Source organism: Cellvibrio sp. KY-YJ-3 (assembly GCF_008806955.1).
Classification (GTDB): domain Bacteria; phylum Pseudomonadota; class Gammaproteobacteria; order Pseudomonadales; family Cellvibrionaceae; genus Cellvibrio.
The window spans coordinates 2,747,370-2,772,950 of sequence record NZ_CP031727.1 but is presented as its reverse complement, the minus strand read 5'-3'; the positions used below and the strand labels follow the sequence as shown (position 1 = coordinate 2,772,950).

The window sequence follows — 25,581 nt, the reverse complement described above, 5'->3', positions numbered from 1 at the left end:
TGCTCTGTATTAACGAATTAATTTTGACCAGTAATCTTCACTGGAAGATAAATGCAACGCTAATGCCTGCACTGATTGCGCCCCCTTGCCCGCACGCAGTGCGTCAATTATCTGCTGGTGCTCACCAATTGAATGCTCAATACGCGTACGACTGACCGCTAAATTTCCATGCATCGCAAGCAGCATTAACCGTTTTGTTTTCCAAATCTTTAGTGCACTCTTGTTGTAGTGATGGCGATACATTTCCCAATGAAATAAATTGTCTAAATGCAAAAAACCCACCCGATCATTAGTCGTTAAACCACGCATCTGCTGCAATAGTTGATCTAGCCTTGCCACATTTTCATCACTGTAATGATCCACAAACCAAGCCATAAAATACGGTTCGAGCAATTGCAGAATCTCAAATAGATCACGCATGCTGGTGTATTCAAAACTTGCCACACGCGCACCACTATTTTTTTGCGAGGTCACAAACCCTTCACCTTCTAGCTGCTTAAGGGCTTCGCGCACAGGGTTTACGCCGGTTCCATAGCGCTCGGCCAATTGAGCCGTAACCAAGCGATTACCACTTACAAAAGTTCCCAGAGCGATATCTGCCAATATTTGCTCTACCAGCCCCTGCTCCCGCCCCAAGAGCACCGAAAAAGCCAATTCCGTATCTACCAACGCCATCATTGCGCCTCATATTGCATACAATTAACATACTATTGTATACAATCTTAAATAATCAAGAGTTCTTTGGGTTGTCCGATAAATAAGTGCAACTTACAAAACCTTACATTGTAAATTGTTGACATAACCACCATTAACTAAGAAGAATCCAACTCTCTGAAAGATCACGCGAGCCACTACCAACCCAAAAGAGGAGATAAAAATGAAAAAAAATCAACTACGTTTAATCAAGCAGATACTTGCTGGCACTCTGGCGGGGTTGTCACTCAGCTGCGCCGCCAATCAAGATTCCCCAATTGGCAGCGTCGAAAACTTTGATAGTTTTTCGCTGAATAAAGCTGTGGAAAATAACGTCAAGGCAAGCTTGATAGAGGGACAAGAGAAAAAATATGGCAAGGCATTAAAACTGGTATTCGAGCCGCGCGAGGAATCCACAATTGAGCTACCTACTCCCGCACAAGGTTATTGGAATTGGGAATACGCAGGTGATTTAAATCTGGCACTGGATGTTACCAATCCAGGCAGCCAATCATTTCAATTTTGGCTGACATTAATGGATGCAAGCGGCCGCAAACAAGAGCGCAGCGCAGTGATTAATGCGGGGCAATCTGCCCGTTTTTATGCACTCTTAACCGGGCGTGTTGCCAATGCGCAAACCGGCATGCGTGAAACTCCACCAGCATGGCAAACCAGCGAAGAGAAATTGGCGTGGCGCTCAGGCGATCGCGATTTTGATTTCACTAAAGTGACTAAAATTATTTTCAAAGCTTACGCCCAATTTGAAACCAATACCTTAATTGTGGACAACCTAGAGCTGCGTGTTAATCCAGCCCAAGATCCTGAATATCTGGTAGGGATAGTCGATAAATTTGGTCAAGCCGCCAAAAAAAATTACCCCACTAAAATTCATTCAGAAAAACAATTAAAAGCAGCGGCAGATGCCGAGTTAGCCAGTTTGGCCAATGCCAAACAACCGGAAGACAGATCGCGTTTTGGTGGCTGGAGCAAAGGCCCTAAATTGGAAGGCACAGGTTATTTCCGCACCGCAAAAGTAGATGGCCGCTGGTGGATGGTAGACCCGGAAGGCTATTTGTTTTTTTCCAGCGCTATCGCCAATGTACGTATGGCCAATTTGGAAACCATCACCGGTTATGATTTCAACGATGCCAGCGTGCGCAAAATAGATCCGGAAGAATTAACCCCGGAAGACTCGCGCGATATTATTCCTGTCGGTAAAAAATCCTTGAATTCGCGCTTTCTCGCGTCGCCTTTGCGCCGAGAAATGTTTGAATGGTTGCCTCCTTACGATCACGAGCTGGGCGAACACTATGGCTACCGTCGCACAGTGCACCAAGGCGTACTCGAACAGGGCGAAGTCTACAGCTTTTACAAAGCCAATCTGGAACGCCGCTACGGCCAAAGTTCACCCAATTCCTACATAAAAATCTGGCGCGATGTGACTCTGGATCGTATGGTCGACTGGGGCTTTACCTCATTTGGCAATTGGATTGATCCCATGTTTTACGACAACCAGCGCATGCCATTTTTTGCCAACGGTTGGATTATTGGCGACTTTAAAGTGATCTATTCCGGGCAAGACTATTGGTCGCCGCTACCCGATGTTTACGACCCGGAATTTAAACGTCGCGCGCATTTGACTATTAAACAAATTGCTCGCGAAGTAAAAAATACGCCCTGGTGTGTCGGCGTATTTGTCGATAATGAAAAAGGTTGGGGCTCGATGAAAAATGACCGCGCTCACTTCGGCGCTGTCTATTACGCACTCAGCAGAACTGCCGATGAAAGCCCTGCAAAGAAACAATTTACCCAATTGCTCACTAAAAAATACGGCGATATAGCGACGCTTAACCAAGCCTGGGGAACGAAGATTGACTCATGGTCAAGTTTTGCAACTGGCATCACTATGGACAAGTTGAATGATGCTTCTCGCGCAGATTTTTCTATGCTCTACGCCGATTACGCAGAAACCTATTTCCGCATTGTCAGCAGCGAACTAAAACGCGCCCTGCCCAACCATATGTACATGGGTGTAAGAATCGCCGCCGAATGGGGTATGCCGACTGAAGTGGTCGCCGCTGCAAAAAAATACAGCGATGTATTGAGCTTTAATAATTATCGCGAAGGCATGCACCCTGACACTTGGGAATTTTTAAAAGATTTGGATTTTCCCACCATCATCGGTGAATACCACATAGGCTCAACGTCGGATACAGATTTTTATCATCCAGGATTAGTGATTGCTGCCGACCAAACTGACCGCGCAAAAATGTATGAAAACTACATGAATAGCGTAATCGACAACCCTTATATGGTGGGCGCGCATTGGTTCCAATATATTGATGACCCAGTCACCGGCCGCGCATATGATGGCGAAAATTACAACGTAGGCTGGGTAAGTAATACCGATATTCCCTATCAACCCATGGTGGATGCTGCCAAGCGGGTGAATAAATCACTCTATAAACGTCGCAGTAAAATAGCGCCCATACAATAATTACCGAAAATCATTGCGGCAATAAAAGCGTCAGACCTACGACTGACTCAATCATTGAACTTGAGCAAGTTGTCGGTCTGGCGTTTTTTATGAACTGTAAACATCGGCAATATTTAAACAAACGCTTACACAATAAAAAACCTGAACTTAAATTGCCACCCGCGGTACTAGGTTGGTCGCAATTTAAGCTCAGGTAGTTGGTAACTTAATTAGCTAAATAACAGTATTTTACCTTAGCGAATATTCGCTTTGAGCGCAGCAGTTGCTTCGCGGATATTGTCTTTGCGCAATGCATCACTAATCGCCCTATGCTCATTAACGCAATCCACTGGCTTGGTGATTCGTTTGTAGTTCATGCGCATACGCAAAATAATAGGCTGCCATAAGTTAACCAGCTCTTCCCCACCTGCTTTCATAACCAGATAGCGATGGAAGTCCATGTCAGCCTTTGTCACTTCTGTATAATCTTCGTTATCAAAAGCATCTTGTAGGCGATCCAGAATTGCATCAATTTCAGCAAAATCTGCTTCCTGCAACTTGCCCTTCAAACTTTTTAACGCGTGAAGCTCAATTTTGGTTCGGATATCGATCATCAGCTCCTGTAGTTCTGGTGAGAGCACGCTATTCACTGAAACACCGCAATTATTTTTGGCGACCAGCAATCCTTCTTTGGTGAGTTGCAGCAATACATCGCGAACTGGGCCGCGTGAAACACCAAAGCGCTCAGCCAAAGCCACTTCATTTAATTTGGCGTTGGGTGGCATATCCCCCGCAATAATGTCCGATCTGATTTGATCAGCAATTTGATCCCGAACCGGAATGATTTTTTTTGTTTCTTTCATGATCTGGATGACCTTTCGCAAATAGCCTTATTGGATAGTGATATAAGGCTAAGCTATTTGCAGACATTAGACAATAATCTCTGCAAATAACAATGGGTAGATGTGACTATTTGCTTCCAAAAAGCACACCTACCCATTGAGCCCGGCCATTATAAAACGGCAGATTAACGACTTATTTCTCACTTAAATAAACAGTTTTCTTTTCCAAATATTGTTCCAAACCGTACTTGCCATCTTCACCGCCAGCGCCGCTCATTTTCCAGCCATTATGGAAGCCTTGATGCTGCTCGCCAATACCGCGATTGACATAGACCTCCCCTACTTCCATTTCCGCGATAGAACGATGGATGTAGTTCAAGCTCTGGGTAAATAAATAGGCCGAAAGACCGTACTCACTGTCATTAGTGTAAGCGATGGCCTCATCAATACTGCTAATTTTCACTATCGGTAAAATAGGACCAAAGGTTTCTTCATGAACCAAAATATTATCTTGTTTCACATTCACCAAGACTGTTGGCTCATACCAATTACCCTGTTCAAAACCAGGCACTATCGCAGGTTTACCGCCACAGGCTAATTCAGCCCCTTGCGCCAAACCCTGTTTTACCAACCCATCGATTTGCTCGATTTCACGGCGATTAACCTTGGGGCCCATTTGCGTCGCAGGATTCATTGGGTCGCCCACCTTCAAGGCCTTCACCTTGGGCACAAACTTGGCAACGAAATCATCGTACACATTCTCATGTACATACAAGCGCTCAGCACAGGTGCACACTTGTCCGCAGTTGGCAAAACGGGCCCAGAGCGCCTCTTCGGCAGCCAACTCCAAATCGGCATCTTCCATCACAATAAACGGTGCTTTTCCGCCCAACTCCAACATCACAGGGGTTAAATGCTGCGCACTGGCTTTATAAATAATTTGCCCAGCTCGCGTACTACCGGTCATGGTAATTAAACGAGTGATCGGGCTTTCACACAAATGCTGCCCCACCACCGAACCAGAACCATTGACGATATTTAACACCCCCGCAGGAATGCCAACATCATTGGCAATACGACCCAACTCCATAGTAGTTAACGGAGTTTCCTGAGTCGGCTTAATAACAATGGTGTTGCCTGTTATTAACGCAGGGCCAATTTTTCGGCCTGCCAATGCCAGTGGAAAATTCCAGGCAGTAATCGCCACCACAACACCGCGCGGCACTTTGTGGATGTAGATTTTTTCATTGGGTTTATCGGAGGGCAAAATATCGCCTTCTATCGTGAGTGCATTGTCGCAGGCGTATTCGATAAACGTGGCCGTTGCAGTTACTTCACCGCGCGCCACATCGAGCAACTTGCCCTGCTCTTGCACCAACATAGTAGCCAGCAATTCAGTTTCATTGCGAATAGCCTGCGCAAATTTACGCAGCAATGTTGCACGCGCACGCGCGGTAAGGGCAGCCCAAGGCTTTTGTGCTGCCTGCGCAGCCTCTAATGCATCTTGTGCATCCTCTTTGCAACCTTCGGGGATGCGGCCAATTTCAGCACCCGTGCTTGGGCTGTAAACAACAATATGCCCAGCCGCTTTTGATGGCACATATTGGCCATTAATAAAGTTGAGATCATTTTTCATGGTGCTTATCTCCCCATCCAGCCACCGTCAACCAACACGGTGCTGCCATTCATATAGTTAGAGGCGCTTGATGCCAAAAAGACAACCGGCCCTTTAAAATCTTCCGGTGTGCCCCAGCGGCCCTGCGGAATACGACTAAGAATAGACGCAGAACGATCTTTGTCATTACGCAAAGCTTCTGTATTATCGGTAGAGATATAACCAGGCGCAATTGCATTCACATTAATACCCTGTGATGCCCACTCATTTGACAGCGCCATCACCAACTGGCCTAAAGCACCTTTACTTGCCGCATAGCCAGGCACAGTCACACCACCCTGATAGGTTAACAATGAAGCAGTGAAAATAATTTTTCCGCTTTTGCGCGCAAGCATGGTTTTACCAATTTCACGGCTCAAAATAAATTGCGAGTTCAGATTTACATTGATCACCTGATCCCAATACTCATCGCTATGCTCGGCCGCAGGGGCGCGCAAAATTGTACCGGCATTATTGACCAGAATATCAATTACCGGATGCTCTGCTTTTACTTTTTCAATAAAGGCATAAAGACTGTCGCGATTACCAAAATCACATTGATAAGCACTGAATTTTTTTCCGGTAGCCGTTACCGCTTTTTCAATCTCTGAGCCTTGCAACTCCAGTGATGCAGATACACCAATAATATCTGCACCCGCTTCTGCCAAGGCCACCGCCATTGCTTTACCGATGCCGCGCTTGCAGCCAGTGACCAAAGCGACTTTACCGTTTAAGCTAAATTGTTCCAACATAATCGTGATTACTCCGCGCAAGACACAAGGGCTTTCATACCAGCAGGATTGTTATCCATGCTCGCAAAAGCGCTGCCAATGTTGTTCAAGCTAGATACCGAACTAATGAATGGCTCCAGTTTGACTTTACCGGATGCAACCAATTCAATGGCCATATCAAAGTCAGCCGCTTCGTAAACGCGCGCGCCCACTAACTCCAGTTCTTTCCAGAAGAATTGGAACAAATCCACTTCAGGCTTTTGTGAGTGAATCGCCACCATACAAATACGACCGCGCACCGAGGCAATCTTGGTCATAGCTTCAATCGCCGCTTTCACACCAGACACTTCAAACACAACATCTGCGCCCTTGCCGTTGGTCCACTCTTTGACAGCTGCATCTAAATCTTGCTCAAGCGGATTAACGGTTTTAATACCATTTTTCTGGGCAAATTCATTGCGCACCTGATTCACTTCCGAAATCATGACCTCAGCGCCAACACTTTTTGCTACCAATGCAACCAACTGACCAATGGGGCCGCCACCAATCACAACCGCTTTTTCACCAGCCGTTAAACGCGCACGGGAAATATCGTGCACCGCTACCGACAGTGGCTCAATAAGCGCACCTTGTTTTAAGTCAATATTCTCAGGCAGTTTGTGCAAAGTGCGCGCCTTTACAGTCCATGAATTTTGGAAAGCGCCCGGGCTATCGATACCCATAAATTTTAATTTGTGGCACACATGGCTGTGGCCTGCAGCACACGCAGGACACTCGCCACAATAATCGAGCGGGCGCACAACAACGCGATCACCAATGGCAAAACCTTTTACATTGGCTCCCATCTCAACAATGGTGCCCGACATTTCATGGCCGATAATTTGCGGCGGTGCAACGCGCTGATCCATAACACCGTGATAAATGTGCATATCCGTTCCACAGATACCTACAAACCCTACTTGCAAACGCACTTCATCCGCAGCAGGAGCAACCATTTGACCTTCAACAACCTGAAAGCCTTTATTACCAACATATTGAGCAGCTAACATAATTTCGATCCCCTCAGGATTGTTTGATTAAATGTGGACGTAATAATTTTTCATCAAATGTCACACCGGTTCCCGGCTCATCGGAAGCGATTGCAAGGCCATCGGCGATCACAATTGGACGCGTGGTGTAAACATCAATAGGAAAGGAGTGAACTTCTAGATAACCCGCGTGCGGCTGGGAAGACATCAGCGATACATGCAACTCATGCATGCCGTGACTGCAAACAGGCAAGTTGTGCGCGTAAGCAAGCTCAGCGACTTTTAACCAGCCGGTGATGCCACCGATATTGGATGCATCTGGCTGCAAGAAACCTAATTTGGCTTGTCTGATGGCATAGGTAAACTCATGGATGGTGTGCAGATTTTCACCCATCGCCAAAGCGATGTTAATGCTGTCTGCAATCCGGCCATAACCTTCATAGTCATCGGGAATGGTTGGCTCTTCAAACCAGGTGATATCGTACTGCTCTATCGCCCGGCCAAAACGAATAGCTTTTTCAACGGTCATTGAATAATTGGCATCGACCATAAAGGTGGTCTGCTTACCAATTAGTTCACGAACCGCAGCAACGCGCGCAACATCTTCTTTGTAATTGTCTTTACCGACTTTGATCTTTACCGCGTTAAAACCGCGATCCAAATAACTATCGATATTCTTCAATAGTTTTTGTTCGCTGAAATTCAAATCAATTCCACCCGCATAGCAGCGGGTTTTATTACTGGCGGCGCCAGCCAATTTCCACAAAGGCAAATTCAAGCGCTTACAGCGAATATCCCACAGGGCGATATCGACCGCAGAAATTGCAAAACTAACCAAACCGCCGCGACCCACATAGTGCAGGTGCCAACCCAAATCCTCCCAAATTGCATGAATATCCGATGCATCACGACCAATCAGCATTGGCTTTAGTTCGTCATCCAAAAGTGAGTAAATGGCGCGTCCGCCCTTGCCGCCGGTATAAGTGTAACCAACACCTTCGGTGCCATCCTGACAATAGATGCGGCACACCAGCAATTCAAAGCAGGTGTGATCGCCGTGTTTTGCATCGGATAACACCTCGGCCAGTGGCACTTGGTAGTATTCAACTTTGACGGCTTTGATATGTGTTGCAGAGAGTTCGTTGTGACTCACGCAAGAAATTGTATTTAGCATAGACCTATCCTGATGCATTTGTTTATTGCTAACAATCTACACTCAGGATAAACACTTGTAAAGGAGAAAAGTCTGATAATTTCAAAAGTGGGATACGGAAATGCAATAACGATAGAAAAGCACTAAAGCGCGAGGTAATACTTACCAATACGGCCAGATGGCGGCACTTTTTGCCTACATCTGGCGAGCGATAAGAGACTAAACAGAAGAGATAAAAACAGCGGCGATCAATAACCAGGGTTTTATTTGACGGCGACAAGTTGACTCTCGATTTCCTCCAAACTTTTCCCTTTGGTTTCCGGCACCATTTTTAGAACAAAAATAGCACCCAACACGCAAAAGCAGGTATAGATCAAAAATGTGACCGCAACACCCTGAACCTCTATCTGCCACGGGAACAATGTAGGCACCAATACGCCACCAAAGAGTGTACAGACCAGCGCACAAGCAGGAATGGCAACACCCCTGATGCGCGTAGGAAATATTTCGGAAAACAAAATCCACATGACTGGGCCTAAGGAAAAGTTAAATGCCGCCACAAAACTAATTAATCCAATAAACACCAGCACACCCTGCATATGCGCAGCCGTATTCAGCAAATCAACCTGAAGTGAACCCAGCGCTGCCGATCCTAAATGAGTCACCAATGCCCCTTTAAATTCCAGATCACTGGCATACTCAACCCCAAACATAGGGGCCAATAGTGACGTATCAATCCGATCAGCGAAGGCTGCGACGGATTCTGCGCTCAACATATAAGTCGCCCCCGCAAAACAATAAGTCACCACTCCCATGCTCACAGCAGCCCAGACCGAACCCCAGAGCAAAATAGGACGGCGCCCCATGCGATCAATCATCACCAGCGCCAGAAATGTAAAGAACAACCCTATAGCACCAACCCATACGGTTTGCTGAAAGGCGCTTGCATCGCCACCGCCCACCTGCGAAAAAATAAATGGCATATAACCTAAAACAGCATTCATACCGCACAAAGATTGCAACATGGCCGCACCAGCGCCAATGAATAGCGCGATACGCAACCTGGATTTAAACAACAACCCCAGCTGCTCACTCACACTCAGCGAATGCTCAGCACCTTTTAAGTTGTCACAAATTTGTTTGAACTGCTGGGCAACAATCTCAGCAGGTGCAATTTTGGCAATTACCGCTTCCGCCTTATGCTTTTTACCATTCATCACCAGCCAGCGCGGGCTCTCCGGAATGAAAAAGAGCAGTAAAAACCAGATTAACGCAGGCAAAATCTCCGAGCCCAACATCCAACGCCAACTGGTTAACTCGGTCAAACCAATCCAATTTGCCCAAGCAGGTTGCGTGCTAATTACTGTCACTATGTAGAAATTTAATAGCTGCGCAATAAAAATCCCCAACACAATATTCATTTGATTCAGGCCCACCAACTTACCGCGCAAGTCTGGCGGTGCAATCTCACCAATGTACATTGACGCAAGCGTAAGAGAGGCAAAGGCTAAACCACCCAAAAAGCGCGCAGCAAAAAGCGTCTCAAAACTAACAGCAAATGCCGACCACAACGCAGAGATTAAATACAATGCAGCAATGAACAATAGGGTATTTTTACGCCCAAATCGCTCACAAAAATAACCCGCACAAAGAAGCGCAACAATTGACCCAAGCCCCGTAGAACCACCAACAATGGCACCCACCTGAAAGGCCGTTAAACTAAATTCAGCAATAATGTATTTAATGGTGCCGGAAATCAGTGCTATATCCAGGCCAAATACAAATCCACCTAGAGCCACAATAAAGGAAAAGAAAAATGCGTTTCTATTTGCTCTCTGCATATCTAATTACCACTCAATAGTTATTATTTGAACTGATCGCCCAGCCCATAAATACCGACAAAATCAAACCTACTGCAATTACTCTGGTGCATCAGGGGCAGATCTGCAGAACACACACCACTTTAATCGAAACTCTAAATCAAGTGTAACACGCGCCACTTTTGTTAACAATTAAATATATACAAATTATAAATCTACTGTTAACCTTCGCATCGCAGCCAATCATTTGGCCAAATAAACATAACCATTGCAGGTGTGATATGAAACTCACTCAACTAATTAGCATCGCAACCTATACCCTTATTTTGGGCGGCTGTGGCGGTGGCGGTGGCGGAACATCAACTCCTCCAGCATCAAGCAAAGCCAGTGTCAGCCCCACACAATCGTCCACCTCCGTTAGCAGTTTAGTCGCAAGTAGCAGCACTAGCCTGTCGAGCACACCGAACAGCTCAGTCGCTTCAACAGACAGCAGGCCGAAAATCAGTTTCAATAGAGACATCAAACATATTGTTGGCGATATCCACAGTTTTGATCGGCGCAAATTCATCACCATTCACTCGTCCAACACCGAAGCCGACTGGTTTGGTTCAAACGCCCAAAGTTTGGGAGCCCCCAACGCCTCACCTGACCTGATTACCGAAGTCATGGACGGCTATGACGTGTATTTCGGCCGCGATACCGGCGGCATCACCTGGCAACTCGGGGAACTCAATCAAGACCCCGCTCGCCCGGGTTTTGTCAGCGAGAGTCACGCCCAAACCAAAGGTGGCGACGCACGCTGGGTGTATAGCAACAACGCCAACAGTGCCAAAATTCGTCAGTTTGAAAACCGGCTAACAGATATGATTATAGGGGCGCAGCAACACCCCTTCTGGCCAGATGGCAAACTGACCCGCAAAGGCTGGGCACTCTCACAGACCGATACCCCCAGTGAACCTTTTGGAACTGCCACTGGCCACTACATGGGGCAGTATCTGGCAAAATACTTTAGTAAAGGCGCTGGCGATTTATTTGGCCAACCCAAACCACTCTATGTTGAAGTGATGAATGAACCTCTTTATGACCTGGTGGATGCTAGCGCATCACCAGTGCCAGTAGAAAAGGTGTTTCAATTTCATAATACGGTGGCCGCAGAAATTCGCAAAACCAATAGCGATGTTTTAATTGGCGGCTACACAGTGGCCTTTCCCGATTACGATAAAAATGACTTTCAACAATGGCTAAACCGCGACAAAGTTTTTATTGATCTGGCCGGTGCCAATATGGACTTTTACTCAATCCATCTCTATGACTTTCCGGCGCACAATAATCGCGAGAAATATCGTCGCGGCAGCAACGTCGAGGCAACCCTCGATCTGCTCGAGCAATATGACACGATTAAATTTGGCAAGATCAAGCCCTTAGTGATATCGGAATATGGCGCCAGCATTCACTCCATGTTTTCTGATCCCTGGACCCCACAGCGCGACGGATTACGCCTGATTGCATTTAACGGTCTATTGATGAGTTTTCTTGAACGCCCCAACAATATTGCTAAAACGATTCCGTTTCTGCCGATAAAAGCCGAGTGGGGCCGCGTTAATGGCATACCCTACAATGACCGCCTTATGCGTCAACGCAAAGAGGCACCCGGCGAAACTGGTGACGAATGGGTTTTCACTGACATGATCAAGTTTTATCAATTGTGGTCAGACGTAAAAGGAACACGTATTGATATTACCTCTAGCGATCCCGATCTGGTCGTCAATGCTTATGCCGACAATAAGCGGGTGTATCTCATCATTAACAATTTGGAATTTAACGCGCAAGAATTCACACTGAATGATTATTCATTAAATAATCCTGCCTTTGCCAATGCGACGATTAAACACTTACATCTGGATAGCCAAAACGCGCCGGTCTTAAGCGAAACGGTTAGCGACAAGTTTCCAGATTCGTTAAGCATTGGAGGTAGTGGCACCATGATCATTACCATGAACTATGAAAGTGCAGTAGTAATCGATCAAACTAAAGTTGAACAGAAAACATATGCAACAAATTATTTGCAGGCAATTAAAACCAATAGTCCCCTTAACTTTGCGATAAACGGCATCACTCCAGCAGCATTTGGAGAGGCTACGTTACGCTTGGGCATAGGTAGGGATCACGGAAAATCCTTGCAGCCTAAAGTGACCATTAATGGCACCGAAGTAACTGTACCAAAAGATTATCGCGGCTATGATCAATACCACCAAGGCAAAGGGCGGGAAAACTTTTTTGGTGTAATTGAAATCCCTGTGCCCTATTCAATCCTCAAAGCTAACAATCAGATTGAGGTGACCTTTGCGGATGATGGCGGCCACATAAGCTCAGCGGCATTAAGAGCATTTCACTACAGCCGAAACTTTACCCACTAAACATTCTTTGTCGTGCCGTTTGCCATACTCACCCGAGTATGGCTTTTTTATTTTTAGCGATTATTTTTTGGAGGAAGTATCAATTGCCTGGGTAATCTCTGGCAACGGAGCAAAGTATTGTTCGTAGGCTGGATTTAAATGACTGTTTAATGGATTATTGAGAGCAAACTTTTTCCGCTTATCCAGTTGTATAAACCTCAAACTAGTTAAAAATTTTTTATCCCATAGTGCTTGTAGGCTTTGATCCTGATAGGCAAGCAGCAACCCCTGTTCAATCCTCCTTTTTAATACCTTGCTCCGGGAGCTAAGGAAAAAAAAGCGCGGCAATTTGTAATAAAAGTAGAAACTATCATTAATACTTAGCTGCAAGCCCGTATTGTTATTCAGGTATTCATTCATAATTTGACTGGCCCCCAAACAAAACAAATCCGCCCGACCAGACGCCACCATGCGAAAGGAGCTTTTATAAGCAAACACCTCAAGTGTTTTAAATCCATTGGCATTCAGAACTTTCGTATCGGCCCAGTGAATGCCCTGCAAAATACGGTAACGCTTCAATTCCTCCAAGGTTTTAGCCGCAGCCACTACTGGAGCCACATCTGGATTCACAAAACATACTCGATAACTCAAAACACCTAAATCGATGGGAAACTCTATATAACTTACATCAGCACTTTCAGATCCATCATAACTATCCTCAATAACCAAATCAGAATACTCATTACTAGCAAGCGCTTTTTTAGCCCTAAGCCTATTAACTCCTTCAGGCAAAGGTCGGAGCTGATAGTCACCGTAGCTAGCGCGAGTTTTTTCGAGCGCCAGCCTCAGCACCTCAATAGTGTAATTTTCGTATTGATCGATAGGGGTGCTGGGAATGCGATAATTGACAACTTGCATACCCAAACAGCTACAAGAAGCCCCTACTCCCGACAACAGTACAATCCCGATTATACGGCGCAGATGTAAACACACAATTTTTCTCCCACTGAATACGCTGTTAACCAGCAATATCATCCTAGAGAAGAGTAGATCATTGCTCATCAACTGAAAAAGCATAGCTTGGATACTGTAATTCTACCAACATGCCTCATACCACATTTGTCAACATTTTACATAAAAGGCATAGCTCTATAGAATAGAAAGCAACCCTTTAACCCTACCCCAAACAAGCGAATATGCGATGAAACGAATTGTGATTATTGGCGAAAGTATGCTGGAACTAAGCCCCGCTAGCCCAGATTTATGGCAACAATCATTTGCGGGGGATGTGCACAGTTTGGCGGTATATTTAAAACGCTGCGCCCCTGAAGCAATACAAGTATCGTTTATGAGTGCGGTCGGGATAGACGCCGCTAGCACTAAACTAATCTCCAGCCTGCAGCAAGAGGATATAGATACCTCTTTGATCTATAAGCACCCGAGTAAAACGTTGGGGCTCTATATGATCAACAATACCCCCAGTGGCGAGCGCAGTTTTCAATATTGGCGCAATGACTCAGCGGCAAAACAGGTCATGCATTTACATCAGGCGCAAGTTTCCGCTGCGACTTTCACAGCTCCCGATCAAGTGTTTTTTTCGGGCATTTCTTTGGCCATATTAGAAAAAGACAGCCGCGACCTCTTTTGGGATTTTATCCATCGATTAAAACAACAGGGCACACAAGTCATTTTTGACCCTAATTATCGCGCAAAATTATGGGGCTCCATTGAGGATTGTAAAGCCCAATACGAACTCGCTTTTCATGCAAGCAATTTGGTTTTACCGAGTTTGGAGGATTTCACCAATCTTTATCAGCTAGACTCCGCAATCGCGGTTAGCAAATTTTTAAGTGCCTATAATATTGATGAAATTATTATTAAAGATGGCCCTGCCCCTATTATTTATCAGTCAGGCCAAGATCATTTGGAAGTCGCTATAGAACCTGTCACTCAGGTTATAGATACAACTGCAGCAGGTGATTCGTTTAACGGCAGCTATCTGGCGGCGCGCGCACGCGGGCTAAACCCCGAAAATGCCATTCGTTTTGCAGCAAAAATATCTGCACTGGTGATTCAGCACAAAGGGGCCATTCTTAATCGCGAACTTTTCAAGCGTCACATCAGCAAATTACATTATTAACATTAATTATTGCTGCTCCTTTTTTGTCCCCAAAAAAAGTAAATAGGCTCCAGTTCAACTGGAGCTTTTACAGTGCAGATCACAAATAAAATAATTATAAATCGGCATTATTTATTCATTCTTATACCTGCGAACAACAACACAAAATAATTCCATCATAAGCATAAACTCAATCTGTTAGCGGCTTCCGCTACATCTATTCAAACACACCCATCTACTGTCAGCTTTAGCTAAAAGGAGATAAACATGAATAAAATAAAATTTTGTTTTTCTATTTCTGCATTATTGTTTTCAAGCACATTATTGGCACAGGATCAGTGCAACACTACTAGCGAGTGTAAAAACATCTACGGCAGCTCTGCGACAGATTGTGCCAACAGCAAATCCAGCCTTAGTATTTGCATGTGCGGCGAACTGCGCTGCGACAGTTTTGGCCACCCCACTATTAACTACACTAATGTCCCAGCCAACATTCAGGCAGAGGATTTTTTTACAGCATTTGATACAACACCCGGCAATCAAGGCGGACAAGGGCAATCCGGCAATGTTGATATTCAAGCGACAACTGACACTGGCGGTGGCCTCAATATCGGCTGGATTAATAGTAGAGAATGGCTGGAATACCCCATCAATATCACTAGTTCAGGCGAATACCAACTTCAACTCCGCGTTGCATCGCCCGATACTTCCGGCACACTCAGTATTGATATTGATGGCGCTCTGTTGGGTAGCACGCTGTCTATTCCAAACACAGGCGGATGGCAAAGCTGGCAAACACTCAGCTCGGCTAAAAAAAGTCTGACCGCAGGCAAAAAAATGCTGCGTTTAAATATGCTCACAGGTGGATTCAACATCAATTGGATCGACATTAAAAAAGTAGAACCAGACACCAACAATCCACCAGTGGATAATGTCATTCTCGGAAAATTCAATACAACCAAGGATTTATTGCTCGCCCACTTCGATCAAAAACCTGATCTAGATGATGTGCACGCAGTTGCTGCCCTAGCCACCATGTTGCGCGATTCACGCTTTAATAATGTGAAATACCATGCAGTAGCTGGAACTATCGGCACTCAAGGTGGCCGCTATATAGATGCGCCACAACTTTTTAACTTAGCGTTTGGAAGCAATTGGTCTAACGCTTCTACCAATTGGAATGCTGCCGTTAATAACGTCACGCAAAAAGCGTTGGCAACATTGAATGCCGGCGGCGATATTTGGGTACAAGAAGCGGGTCAATCGGATTTTACCGCCGATGTACTCAGAGCCATTCAGCAGGCTAATCCCGGTATTAATTTGAAAACGCGCTTTCATGTTGTACAACACAGCAACTGGAACGAAGATAAAACAACACCCGCCGATTTAACCTATGTGAAAAATACCGCGCAATACAACAAAATTGCAGACGGCAATTCAACGGGTAACGGCACACCGGGATTTAACACCAAAGACGGTAGTGATTGGCAGAGAGCAAAAGCCGATGTTGGTGTAGGCAATATCTGGAGTGAAGCGCAACGAGTTGCGGATGCAAACAACAATATCAGCGGATACGAAAACCCCTCAATTAAAGCCGGTGGTTTTGATTTTTCCGACTGCGTTGAAAATGCCTGGATATTTGGATTCTTAACACTTAACAACTCCAAAGCATTTTTTGATGAATTCTTAAAAGAGTAAAATGTTAAATAAATTGCTATATTGAATAAATTAACGACACTTTCAGCTAGCCGTTGAAAGTGTCGTTTTTACTACTCGCGGCGAACAAGCAACTCTGTATTAGCTCAACTAGTCCATTGAAGTTCATGTCAAATTTCTGATACTTTTTCACCTTATCTGTGTATTAGCCGCAAGGTCTCCGCTCTATCATAAAAGCCATCAATGATCGCTTGGAGACTCCCACCATGAGTAAGTGCCCGTTTAATCACACTGGTATTCCCGACCCTTTTGAGCAAGCTCGCGCAAAGCAAGGCGTTGGGTTTATTGATGATCAAAATGACCCGGTGATGATGGTGCTGCGCCATAAAGATTTACGCAAATGTGCGCACGACTGGAAAACCTTTAGCTCCGCTGCCACCCCCGGCAGAATTGTGGTGCCGTCCGAAGTCAACATTCGCGATATTCGCCAGGTTCCCTTTGAAGTAGACCCGCCCCTACACGGCGATTACCGCGCTTTTTTAGAGCCTTGGCTTAAACGGCCACTTGAAGAAACTTATCGCCAAGCGTTGCGCCAACAAATTTCGGCATTGGTGCAAGAATCTCTACAACAGGATTCAATTGAAGCCATTTACGATTTTGCGCTGCCCTTACAATCCCGAGCATTAACCATATTGCTCAACATTCCTTATGAAGAAGCAGATTTATTTATCAGTTGGGGAACACACGTTTTCCGCAGTGAAGATAATCCATTAGATGGCAGCAAAGCTCAGGTACTTTATAACTATATTGATAAAAAAATCGCTGCGGCAGAAAAATCAACCAGTGACGATATTTTTTCCGTTTTATTAGCCACTGAATTACAGGGCAGAAAATTAACTCACGACGAAATTAAAGGCATCATTGTGCTCACCTTTGCTGGCGGTCGCGACACAGTAATTAATATGGTCACCAATACTCTCGCTTACTTGGGTGAAAACCCCGAGTCGCTGACACGTTTACGCAAAGAACCTGAAATTCATAACCGTGCAATTGAAGAATTAATTCGCTATTTCTCACCACTCACCCATATGGGAAGAGTTGCGACTAAAGACAGTGAAGTTTGTGGCCATGCAGTCAAAAACGACACCCGAATTTCACTTTGCTGGGCCTCCGCCAACCGCGATGCAACCGTTTTTGAAAACCCCAACGAGGTAGTGTTGGATCGTAAATTAAACCCGCACGTCGGTTTTGGTTTTAGTCATCACAATTGCCTTGGTGCAACTCACGCGCGGGTAATCATGCAAATTCTGTTGGATGAGCTGTGCCAACAAGTCGATAAAATAACCCTAGGTGATGCACAGGAAAATATTGAAAACTGGGGTGAATTTCAGCGCAAGGTGGGTTACCACAAGTTGCAGCTGCAATTATCAAAATAATCTCTTACTCGAACAATTCTTGAATATAACATTTTTACACGAGAAACCAAAATGGCCAAAATTACCTTTATTACTCCCGGTAAAGACAGCATCACTTTAGAGGCAACTTCAGGCAATGCAATGGAACTGGCGGTTAACAACGGCATTCCAGGTATTGGCGGCGACTGTGGTGGCGTTTGCTCCTGTGCAACTTGCCATGTTTATGTTCCAGCAGAGCATGCCAGTAAATTAACCGCTGCCAGTGACATTGAGAAAGACATGCTGGAGCTGGACGACAATGTAAATGAGTTCAGTCGTTTGTGTTGCCAAATTGAAATCACCCCTCAGGTAGATGGCTTGGTACTCGAAGTTGTTGGCTAAACAATCCAAACCAATCAACAACATTCAAACAACAATAAACAATTATTTGTGGGTTAAAGGCTATGACTAAGCATCCGCTTACAACAGCAACTTGTATTATCGTCGGCGCCAGTCACGCCGGTGTTAACGCCGCCTTTGCACTGCGCAAAGAGGGCTGGGCAGGAAAAATTGTACTTATCGATAGTGACCCAAGGCTGCCCTATCACCGCCCGCCACTATCAAAAACTTATATCACCAGCAATGATCCAATCGAAAAACTGGCGCTCAAGCCAGAAGCCAGTTACACACAAGATGACATCGAATTATTGCTGGGAGTTACAGTCACCCAGCTGGATGCTAAGGCAAAAAAAATCTCTACCTATAGTGGTGATGAACTCTATTACGACAAATTAATTCTAGCGACCGGCGCAAGCCCTATAGTGCCGGCGATCAGTGGCTTAACTGATGCGCACAATCTTTTTTTTATGCGCAATCTGGAAGACAGCCTTGGCATCAAAGCGGCTCTTCACAGCAGCTCAAACAAACGTGTTGTGATTATTGGCGGTGGTTATATTGGCTTGGAAACGGCGGCCTCGCTGAAAAAATTGAGCGCATCTGTGGTGGTACTAGAGCGTGAAAATCGCATTCTCGCCCGTGTCACCGCCCCTGAAATGTCGGCCTTTTTTTTACAACTGCATGAAGCTCATGGTGTAAAAATTGTTACCGAGAAAAATGTCAGTGCCATCACCACCGATGCTGGCGTTAATAAAGTGCATACCAGCGACGGTGCAGAATATCTAGCTGATATTATTATTGTGGGGGTCGGGGTGCGGATCAATAAAATCCTCGCAGAACAAGCTGGTTTAACCATTGAAAACGGCATTTGTGTCAACGCACAGGCGTGCACCAGCAACGAAAACATCTATGCCATTGGCGATTGCAGCTATCACTTTAATCCACACTATCAACGTCACATACGTTTGGAATCGGTACAAAATGCTGTCGATCAAGCCAAAATTGCGGCGCTGGATATTTGTGGTAAAGCGCAACATTATAATGCCCTACCCTGGTTCTGGTCGGATCAGTACGATGTAAAATTACAAATGGTAGGGCTCTCCAGTGGTTATGATCAAATCATAATTCGGCGCGAAAACACCACTGAACAGAAATTTTCCACTTGGTATTTTGCAGGGGATGAATTGCTGGCGGTAGATGCAATTAACAATGCCAAAGCATATGTTCTCGGAACCAAATTGATTAAAACAAATAGCAAAATTAACAAAACCAACCTTGCTAATTCTCAGTACGAATTAACACAAGAAAATTTACTAACAACAGGTTAGGTATTATTGATGAGCGCGCATACATGCGGTACTGAAACGTCTGCGCATTGAGTTTATCGGCGCGAGTGAAAGTGGCCAATGGGAAATTGATTACATCCATATTCGATAACTACCTGCCGCCCCAACCCCCTCAAAAGCAATAAAATGTTACCTGAGTAGCATTTTATTGCCTAAAAATACCAATTACTTGCCCTACCCCCTGCATGTGGCTTACAGTGTCAGCCCCTGTCAATTGTCAACATTTAATTGTTGGTTATTTGCCTCGTGCGGTTTTAACCTCAATGAAGCATTTGGCAGCCGGCGTTAATAATTAATAATACCTGGAGCCAACTGTGAAAAAACTATCTCGCCCCCTATTCTGTGTGGCGCGATCACTCGTTGTGATTGCCGCAAGTACAGCCATATTACCCACCGCGTATGCAGCAAAATCTACTGCGTGGGAAGGTAACTTCCACGATTACCGCGTTGAAAGTGTCAATTATTGGGACCAAGAAAACCCAGCAGCCAAAGCCGATGACTTTAGTGGCGGTGATCCTTGGTCTTATAAATTCAAGTGCGATGGTTCCCCTTGGAATCTCAACACCTATTGGGATAAAGACGGCCACTCAGTCACCGAAGCCTATGAATACCCTTATATGCGTATTCGCTCACCTTGGTCTGCTACAGAAGCCATAGTGCGCGATAACACTCCCGCCGCACAAAGCTTCCCGCTGTCTGATTTGAGCAACAAAGCGGGTTGGCGTTTTGTTCCAACCGCAAGTGATGAATTTAATCAAGCCACGTTAGATGTACTTAAAAGCCCAAGTGACAGCACCGGTAAATGGGTGACTAATAACCACACATGGGGCGGGCGTGAGCCAGCGCCTTTTTTGCCAAAAAATGTGCGCCAGGAAAGCGGCCTACTAAAACTCAGCCTTAAACAAAAAGTAGAGTCGCAAATTTATGGTTTTTTGAACGCTAACTTTATGAATGGTTGGAGCGCAGCCACCGCCATGAACGCTACACCTGTGCGTTATGGTTATTTTGAGGTGCGCTCTAAAGTAGGGGTCGGTTCTAGTGCTTTTTGGTTGTATTCAAAATCAATGGAAGATGTGCGCTACATCAAAGGCGAGCGAGTATTTACCAAAGCCTTGGTAGACCATAATCTTGAAATCGATGTATACGAACAAGCGGGGCGCCGTCCTGAATGGGCCCCTTATTACAATATGAATACTTGGGTATTTGAATACCAAGGTGACGATCACCGTATTTTCAGTAAAAAAGCTTCTGGTCAAAGTTGCGGTCGTGAAGGCTGGCAAGGTGGCGATGATCTGCTGCCCCATGCAGCTGGGCTACAAAACGGCGGCCACTGGAAAGCCGACATAGATTTTGCTGCCGACTTCCACGTATATGGACTCTATTGGGGTCCAGATGAACTTCGCTGGTATGTAGATGGTAAATTAATTCGTTCGATGAAAAACCGTTATCACCATACTCCGCTGTATATTTTGCTCGACACCGAAACCATGCCCGATTGGTTTGGCTTGCCCACTCCAGCTGAACTACAACATGACCACGAAATTGATTATGTGCGTGTATGGACAACCGACGCCCTCGAAAATCACAACGGTAAAGGCTGGCGTGCAATTCAAGCAGACGGTAACGCACGCTACAGCATGCGCGTTGCAGCTCGCGATGGAGATGGTCATCAAAACGGCAAAGGTGCCAATCAACCATTAGAATATTTACAACAACATAGCAAACCCTTTGGCACGGTCGAAAGTTATATTGGCAGCGCAACATCTGGTACCCAAAACCCGGTAAAAGCCACTGCAGTGAATTTTAAAACAACGGATTTGTTAGTGCTTTCTGAGCGCCGTCTTAGCCCTTATCGCGCAGCAGCTGACAATATTCGTTACTACTACGCGCATTACGGCCACGTGATTGATGCCATCATCACGCCAAGTAATGCCACCAACAAAAATATTAAATGGGTTTCTGACAACCCCGCAATCGCAACAGTGACTGCTTCCGGCGTGATAGTTCCTGCACAAACTTATGATGCTGAAACCGGTAGCCTTACCCATATCGCATCAGGTGAAGTTACATTAACCGGCACTCATGCAGATTTACCGGGTAACGTTTTCACGCTGCGCGTTAAATTGGTTGAAGTGGGCAGTGAAAATAGCATCACGCTTGCGAACTTTAGCACCACCGGGCGCAATGCGACCGTTGCTGAAGGCTATGCAGCGAGTGCTGTGGGTTGGGGTACAAAAGGTTTTCCATCAGCCATCACCGACAATACTCGCGGTGAGTTTGGTAGTTATCAAATCGATTTTGGTAGCGGCGGTAAATTTAGTTTTATGCTCAGTGCTGGCACGCCTATTCAAACTGGCACCGGAGTAAAAGTATTTATTGATGACGAAGAAGTGCTGTCTGAAAATTTAAATAATATTTCAGGCGATTGGGATGCACACTTTGAAAATTGGTTTCCAACTACCTTTACAGTAAGCCCAGGCAAACATTGGGTGAAAATTATGAGTGCGGGCGCATCGGAATGGCAGTGGTTTGGTCACAGCGCGCAATTTTTACAATTATTGGACGGCACAAATTCTCCTTCCAGTTCAGCGGCAAGTGCATCAACAATGTCATCGCGCTCATCCGTGGCACAGTCTTCCGTTGCAGCATCGTCAGTACCTACGTCATCGGCAGCTCCGTCCTCAGTAGCTAAGTCATCCATTGCGCCATCCTCAGCCGTTAATTCGTCAGTTGCATCAAGCATTGGTGGCATAGGCGCTAAAGTGATTGTGCAAGCAGAAAACTTCATTGCAACGGGCGGCACTTATCAAGGCTTCCAAAAATACACCACTGCAAATGGTATTGGGGCAATCAATTATAACCAACGTGGTGATTGGGCTGATTACAGTTTCACTATCGGCAGTGCCGGCACTTACACAATTAATGCTTTCTTAGGTACCACACTAGCGGATAGTGCAATTGAGCTTTTCATCGACAATGTTTCGGTCGGTAAAAAGACAGTACTCAATAACAATAATTGGGATGCGTTTGTGCCATTAACCCTAAACACCGGTGTGCAGTTGAGTGCAGGCACTCATACGCTGCGCGTTGTGTCGGCAGGCACTACTGCCTCAACGTGGGAGTGGAATGCAGATCGCATTGAATTTACTCAAATAGCGGCAACATCTTCATCACGCTCATCAGCCGCGTCTAGCTCATCTGCTACTCCAACTCCGATAGTGGTTCAAGCCGAGTCTTACACCACTACCGGCGGCGCCTATCAAGGCCTACAAAAGTACACCACCGCAACGGGCGTAGCTGCAGTTAACTACAACCAACGCGGTGACTGGGCTGACTACACCATCAATGTCACCGCAACCGGCAACTATCGTATCAATGCTTATTTGGGTACCACTCAAGTTGGTGGTGCGATAGAGATATTAGTTGATGGCATTTCGGTCGCGAAAAAGACAGTACCGAATAATAACAATTGGGATGTGTTTGCCGCCTTAGAAGTCAGCAACAGTGTTCGCCTCACGCAGGGTATGCACAACGTGCGTATTATTTCTGCAGGCGCCACGGCTTCAACTTGGGAATGGAATGCAGACCGCATTGAGTTTGTGCCAGTAAATTAAATGTAGATAAAAATTAAATTGAGGTATTTTCCCGCCTCTTGATTGAAGCGGGAATTTTTATACCTTTTAAAAGAGCAGGATAATATCCCGCAATGTTTAAATGCAGTTAATAGATAATAAAGAGGAAAACATTAAAATGAAAAAATTAACACAAAGAAAGTTGTTTTATATACTGACACTAACATTGTTCAGTACCAGCATTTTTGCTCAACCAACGCCTCCTGCGGGAAAAATGTGGCAGAAACAAAGTAATCTTTCGGATGATTTTAATAGTGGCTTTGACACGAGCAAATGGCAGAAGCCTTTATGGAATTATGGCGAACCCGTTAATATGGTGGCTGAAAACTCTGGTGTTTCAAACGGAAACTTATGGATCAAGGGAACGCTTGGCACTGGTGCAAGGTGGTTTAATGGTTCTCGGGTAATGTCTAATGCACAAATTAAATATCCTTACTACACAGAGGCTAGAATTAAAAGCGCGAACATTTCTGCGTACAGCACCTTTTGGTTGAATAACGGGGACATTAACAATCGCGATGAAATAGACATCATCGAAAACAATCCTAACCCTTCGTGTAACTGTCAGCCTAATTTTCCATGGCAAATGAACTCTCAGTATTTTCATGTTGTAAATGGCGATACCCAAAGAGCCCATGGCAACTTTGATAACCGAAACCTGCCGGATGGCGCGCCAGGAAAAGGGGTTAGATGGAACGAGGCTTATTTTACGTTCGGTGTATGGCAAAAAGATGCCCGAAATATTCAATTTTATTTAAATGGTTATCCTGCAGGTAGCGTTGTTTCTGCACGGGATTTCACCAGAGATATGAATATTATTTGGGATTTATGGACTGCCGATTTTTCTTGGCTGGGTGGCCTTGCTGTTCAAAGCCAACTCAACGATGATTCAATGAATACCATGTACGTTGATTGGATTAATACTTACAAGTTGGTCGATGGTGTTGCAAGTAGTTCATCCAGCTCTAGTGCACAATCAAGCTCTAGTGCCAACAGCAGTGTTGCCAGTGGCGCTACACAAACCATCGATTTCGCGAATTATTTTGATACCGGTAAAGCAACCAGTGCGGTAGCGGGCGATACCATTATCGGTTTCAATAAATCCGGCGGCGGCAATATTAATTACAATTCTGTTGGTGATTGGGGCGATTATTTAGTCACACTGCCAACAGACGGCCAATATAAAATTGAAATTGTTACCGCATCACCTATGACCAGCGGCATTGGTGCAAAACTGAGCATTGATGGTATTGCGGTGGGTACAATTACCCTGGGCACAACCGGCGACTGGGAAACATACACTACAACCACACTTGTCAATAATCTGTCTATTGGCGCAGGCACCCATACTCTGCGTATTGAAAGCACAGGCACCAGCGCATGGCAATGGAATGGTGATGTAATTCGAGTGACCAAAGTAGGCAGTGATCCTATAGGTTCACCGGTTACTCCCACACCCGTAAGCATGACCTTACAAGCCGAAAATTTTGCCGCAACAGGCGGTGTATACGATGGTTTTAAAATCTACACGGTTAATGGCGTGAGCGCGGTTAATTACAATCAACGTGGCGATTGGGCGAATTACACCGTGAATGTAGCTGCCGATGGTAACTACAGTTTTAATGCTTACGTAAGTTCACCTATGACTGGCGCCGCACTGGAAGTGACCGTAGATGGCGTAAAAGTATTAACCCAAGCTGTGCCGAATAACGGCAGTTGGGATAACTTTCAAAAAATAAGTTCAAGTAACAAAATCGCACTCACCAAAGGCACGCATACCATTCGTGTGGCCAGTGCGGGTACTACCGCATCTACATGGGAATGGAACGCGGATAAATTTGAATTAGTACCCTAGTAAATTTCACACACGTAGAAATTACCCATTATTTTATTGGAAAATAACTGACCCGCTCCAACAGGATAGAGATTTATTTTGTAGGCGCGGGCTTTTTTTAGAGTTTCTTTAAACGCTTCAACTCCTACCACCTAAGTGCTTCATCAACGATGAACCCTTATTTATCTCTGTGTGTTATTTTTAAGTCATTAAAATTTTTATGTCTCCATAAAAACCAGAACTCTCCATATCCAATGTTTATTCCCTTATCTGCAAACGGCTAAGTTTATCGCCTGCCTCAGAAAACATGCTGATGAAGACTCACCAATGAAAAATAAATTAGCACCACCAAGATCAACTGTACCGACAATATCGATAACAAAACAAAAAGAATGGTATCTATGGGAATAT

17 protein-coding genes are annotated in these 25,581 nt (G+C 45.2%); 9 read left to right on the top strand and 8 right to left on the bottom strand.

Annotation, left to right across the window (positions count from 1 at the left end; all coding sequences use genetic code 11):
• Positions 1-9: 9 nt before the first annotated feature.
• Positions 10-678 (bottom strand): GntR family transcriptional regulator, encoded by a 669-nt coding sequence (locus D0B88_RS11630; protein WP_151057329.1) that lies wholly within the window; start codon positions 676-678, stop codon positions 10-12.
• A gap of 199 nt (positions 679-877) precedes the next feature.
• Here D0B88_RS11630 and D0B88_RS11625 point away from each other — a divergent pair, with 199 nt between their 5' ends.
• Positions 878-3,190, top strand: a complete 2,313-nt coding sequence (locus D0B88_RS11625; RefSeq protein WP_151057327.1) for a beta-galactosidase — start codon at positions 878-880, stop codon at positions 3,188-3,190.
• 233 nt (positions 3,191-3,423) lie between these two features.
• Here D0B88_RS11625 and D0B88_RS11620 read toward each other — a convergent pair whose 3' ends face one another.
• From D0B88_RS11620 to D0B88_RS11595, 6 genes are all read right to left on the bottom strand, one after another.
• A complete protein-coding gene (locus tag D0B88_RS11620; protein WP_151057326.1) occupies positions 3,424-4,032 on the bottom strand; it encodes a GntR family transcriptional regulator in 609 nt (202 codons plus the stop codon).
• Between the two features lie 172 nt (positions 4,033-4,204).
• Positions 4,205-5,647, bottom strand: coding sequence for an aldehyde dehydrogenase (gene aldA / locus D0B88_RS11615; RefSeq protein ID WP_151057324.1), 1,443 nt, complete (start codon positions 5,645-5,647; stop codon positions 4,205-4,207).
• A gap of 5 nt (positions 5,648-5,652) precedes the next feature.
• On the bottom strand, positions 5,653-6,417 hold the full coding sequence (locus D0B88_RS11610) for an SDR family oxidoreductase (protein WP_049629444.1): 765 nt from the start codon (positions 6,415-6,417) through the stop codon (positions 5,653-5,655).
• A gap of 8 nt (positions 6,418-6,425) precedes the next feature.
• Positions 6,426-7,445, bottom strand: a complete 1,020-nt coding sequence (locus D0B88_RS11605; RefSeq protein WP_151057322.1) for a zinc-binding dehydrogenase — start codon at positions 7,443-7,445, stop codon at positions 6,426-6,428.
• Positions 7,446-7,458: 13 nt separating this feature from the next.
• A complete protein-coding gene (locus D0B88_RS11600; RefSeq protein WP_040391650.1) occupies positions 7,459-8,598 on the bottom strand; it encodes a mandelate racemase/muconate lactonizing enzyme family protein in 1,140 nt (379 codons plus the stop codon).
• Between the two features lie 242 nt (positions 8,599-8,840).
• The gene (locus D0B88_RS11595) at positions 8,841-10,418 is read right to left on the bottom strand and encodes an MFS transporter (RefSeq protein ID WP_007640783.1); all 1,578 of its coding nucleotides are present in this window, start codon (positions 10,416-10,418) and stop codon (positions 8,841-8,843) included.
• A gap of 260 nt (positions 10,419-10,678) precedes the next feature.
• Between D0B88_RS11595 and D0B88_RS11590 the strand changes: the two genes are divergently transcribed.
• A complete protein-coding gene (locus D0B88_RS11590) occupies positions 10,679-12,814 on the top strand; it encodes an agarase (protein WP_151057320.1) in 2,136 nt (711 codons plus the stop codon).
• A 60-nt stretch (positions 12,815-12,874) separates the two neighbouring features.
• Here the strand turns inward: D0B88_RS11590 and D0B88_RS11585 are convergent, their stop codons facing one another.
• On the bottom strand, positions 12,875-13,711 hold the full coding sequence (locus D0B88_RS11585; RefSeq protein WP_050976984.1) for a hypothetical protein: 837 nt from the start codon (positions 13,709-13,711) through the stop codon (positions 12,875-12,877).
• A gap of 283 nt (positions 13,712-13,994) precedes the next feature.
• On the opposite strand from D0B88_RS11585, the gene D0B88_RS11580 reads away from it, so the two are divergent.
• The 7 genes from D0B88_RS11580 (at position 13,995) to D0B88_RS11550 (ending at position 25,191) form a co-directional block, all read left to right on the top strand.
• Positions 13,995-14,933 carry a sugar kinase gene (locus D0B88_RS11580; RefSeq protein WP_151057318.1) on the top strand — a complete coding sequence of 313 codons (939 nt, stop codon included), beginning with the start codon at positions 13,995-13,997 and terminating at the stop codon, positions 14,931-14,933.
• A gap of 246 nt (positions 14,934-15,179) precedes the next feature.
• Complete coding sequence (locus D0B88_RS11575) at positions 15,180-16,610, top strand: carbohydrate-binding protein (protein ID WP_151057316.1); 1,431 nt, start codon at positions 15,180-15,182, stop codon at positions 16,608-16,610.
• Positions 16,611-16,834: 224 nt separating this feature from the next.
• Positions 16,835-18,004, top strand: coding sequence for a cytochrome P450 (locus D0B88_RS11570; protein ID WP_151057314.1), 1,170 nt, complete (start codon positions 16,835-16,837; stop codon positions 18,002-18,004).
• A 51-nt stretch (positions 18,005-18,055) separates the two neighbouring features.
• A complete protein-coding gene (locus D0B88_RS11565) occupies positions 18,056-18,364 on the top strand; it encodes a 2Fe-2S iron-sulfur cluster-binding protein (protein ID WP_151030841.1) in 309 nt (102 codons plus the stop codon).
• A 62-nt stretch (positions 18,365-18,426) separates the two neighbouring features.
• On the top strand, positions 18,427-19,686 hold the full coding sequence (locus tag D0B88_RS11560) for an NAD(P)/FAD-dependent oxidoreductase (RefSeq protein ID WP_151057312.1): 1,260 nt from the start codon (positions 18,427-18,429) through the stop codon (positions 19,684-19,686).
• 332 nt (positions 19,687-20,018) lie between these two features.
• Positions 20,019-23,318 (top strand): carbohydrate-binding protein, encoded by a 3,300-nt coding sequence (locus D0B88_RS11555; protein ID WP_151030839.1) that lies wholly within the window; start codon positions 20,019-20,021, stop codon positions 23,316-23,318.
• A 424-nt stretch (positions 23,319-23,742) separates the two neighbouring features.
• On the top strand, positions 23,743-25,191 hold the full coding sequence (locus tag D0B88_RS11550) for a carbohydrate-binding protein (RefSeq protein ID WP_370452431.1): 1,449 nt from the start codon (positions 23,743-23,745) through the stop codon (positions 25,189-25,191).
• Positions 25,192-25,581: the final 390 nt, after the last annotated feature.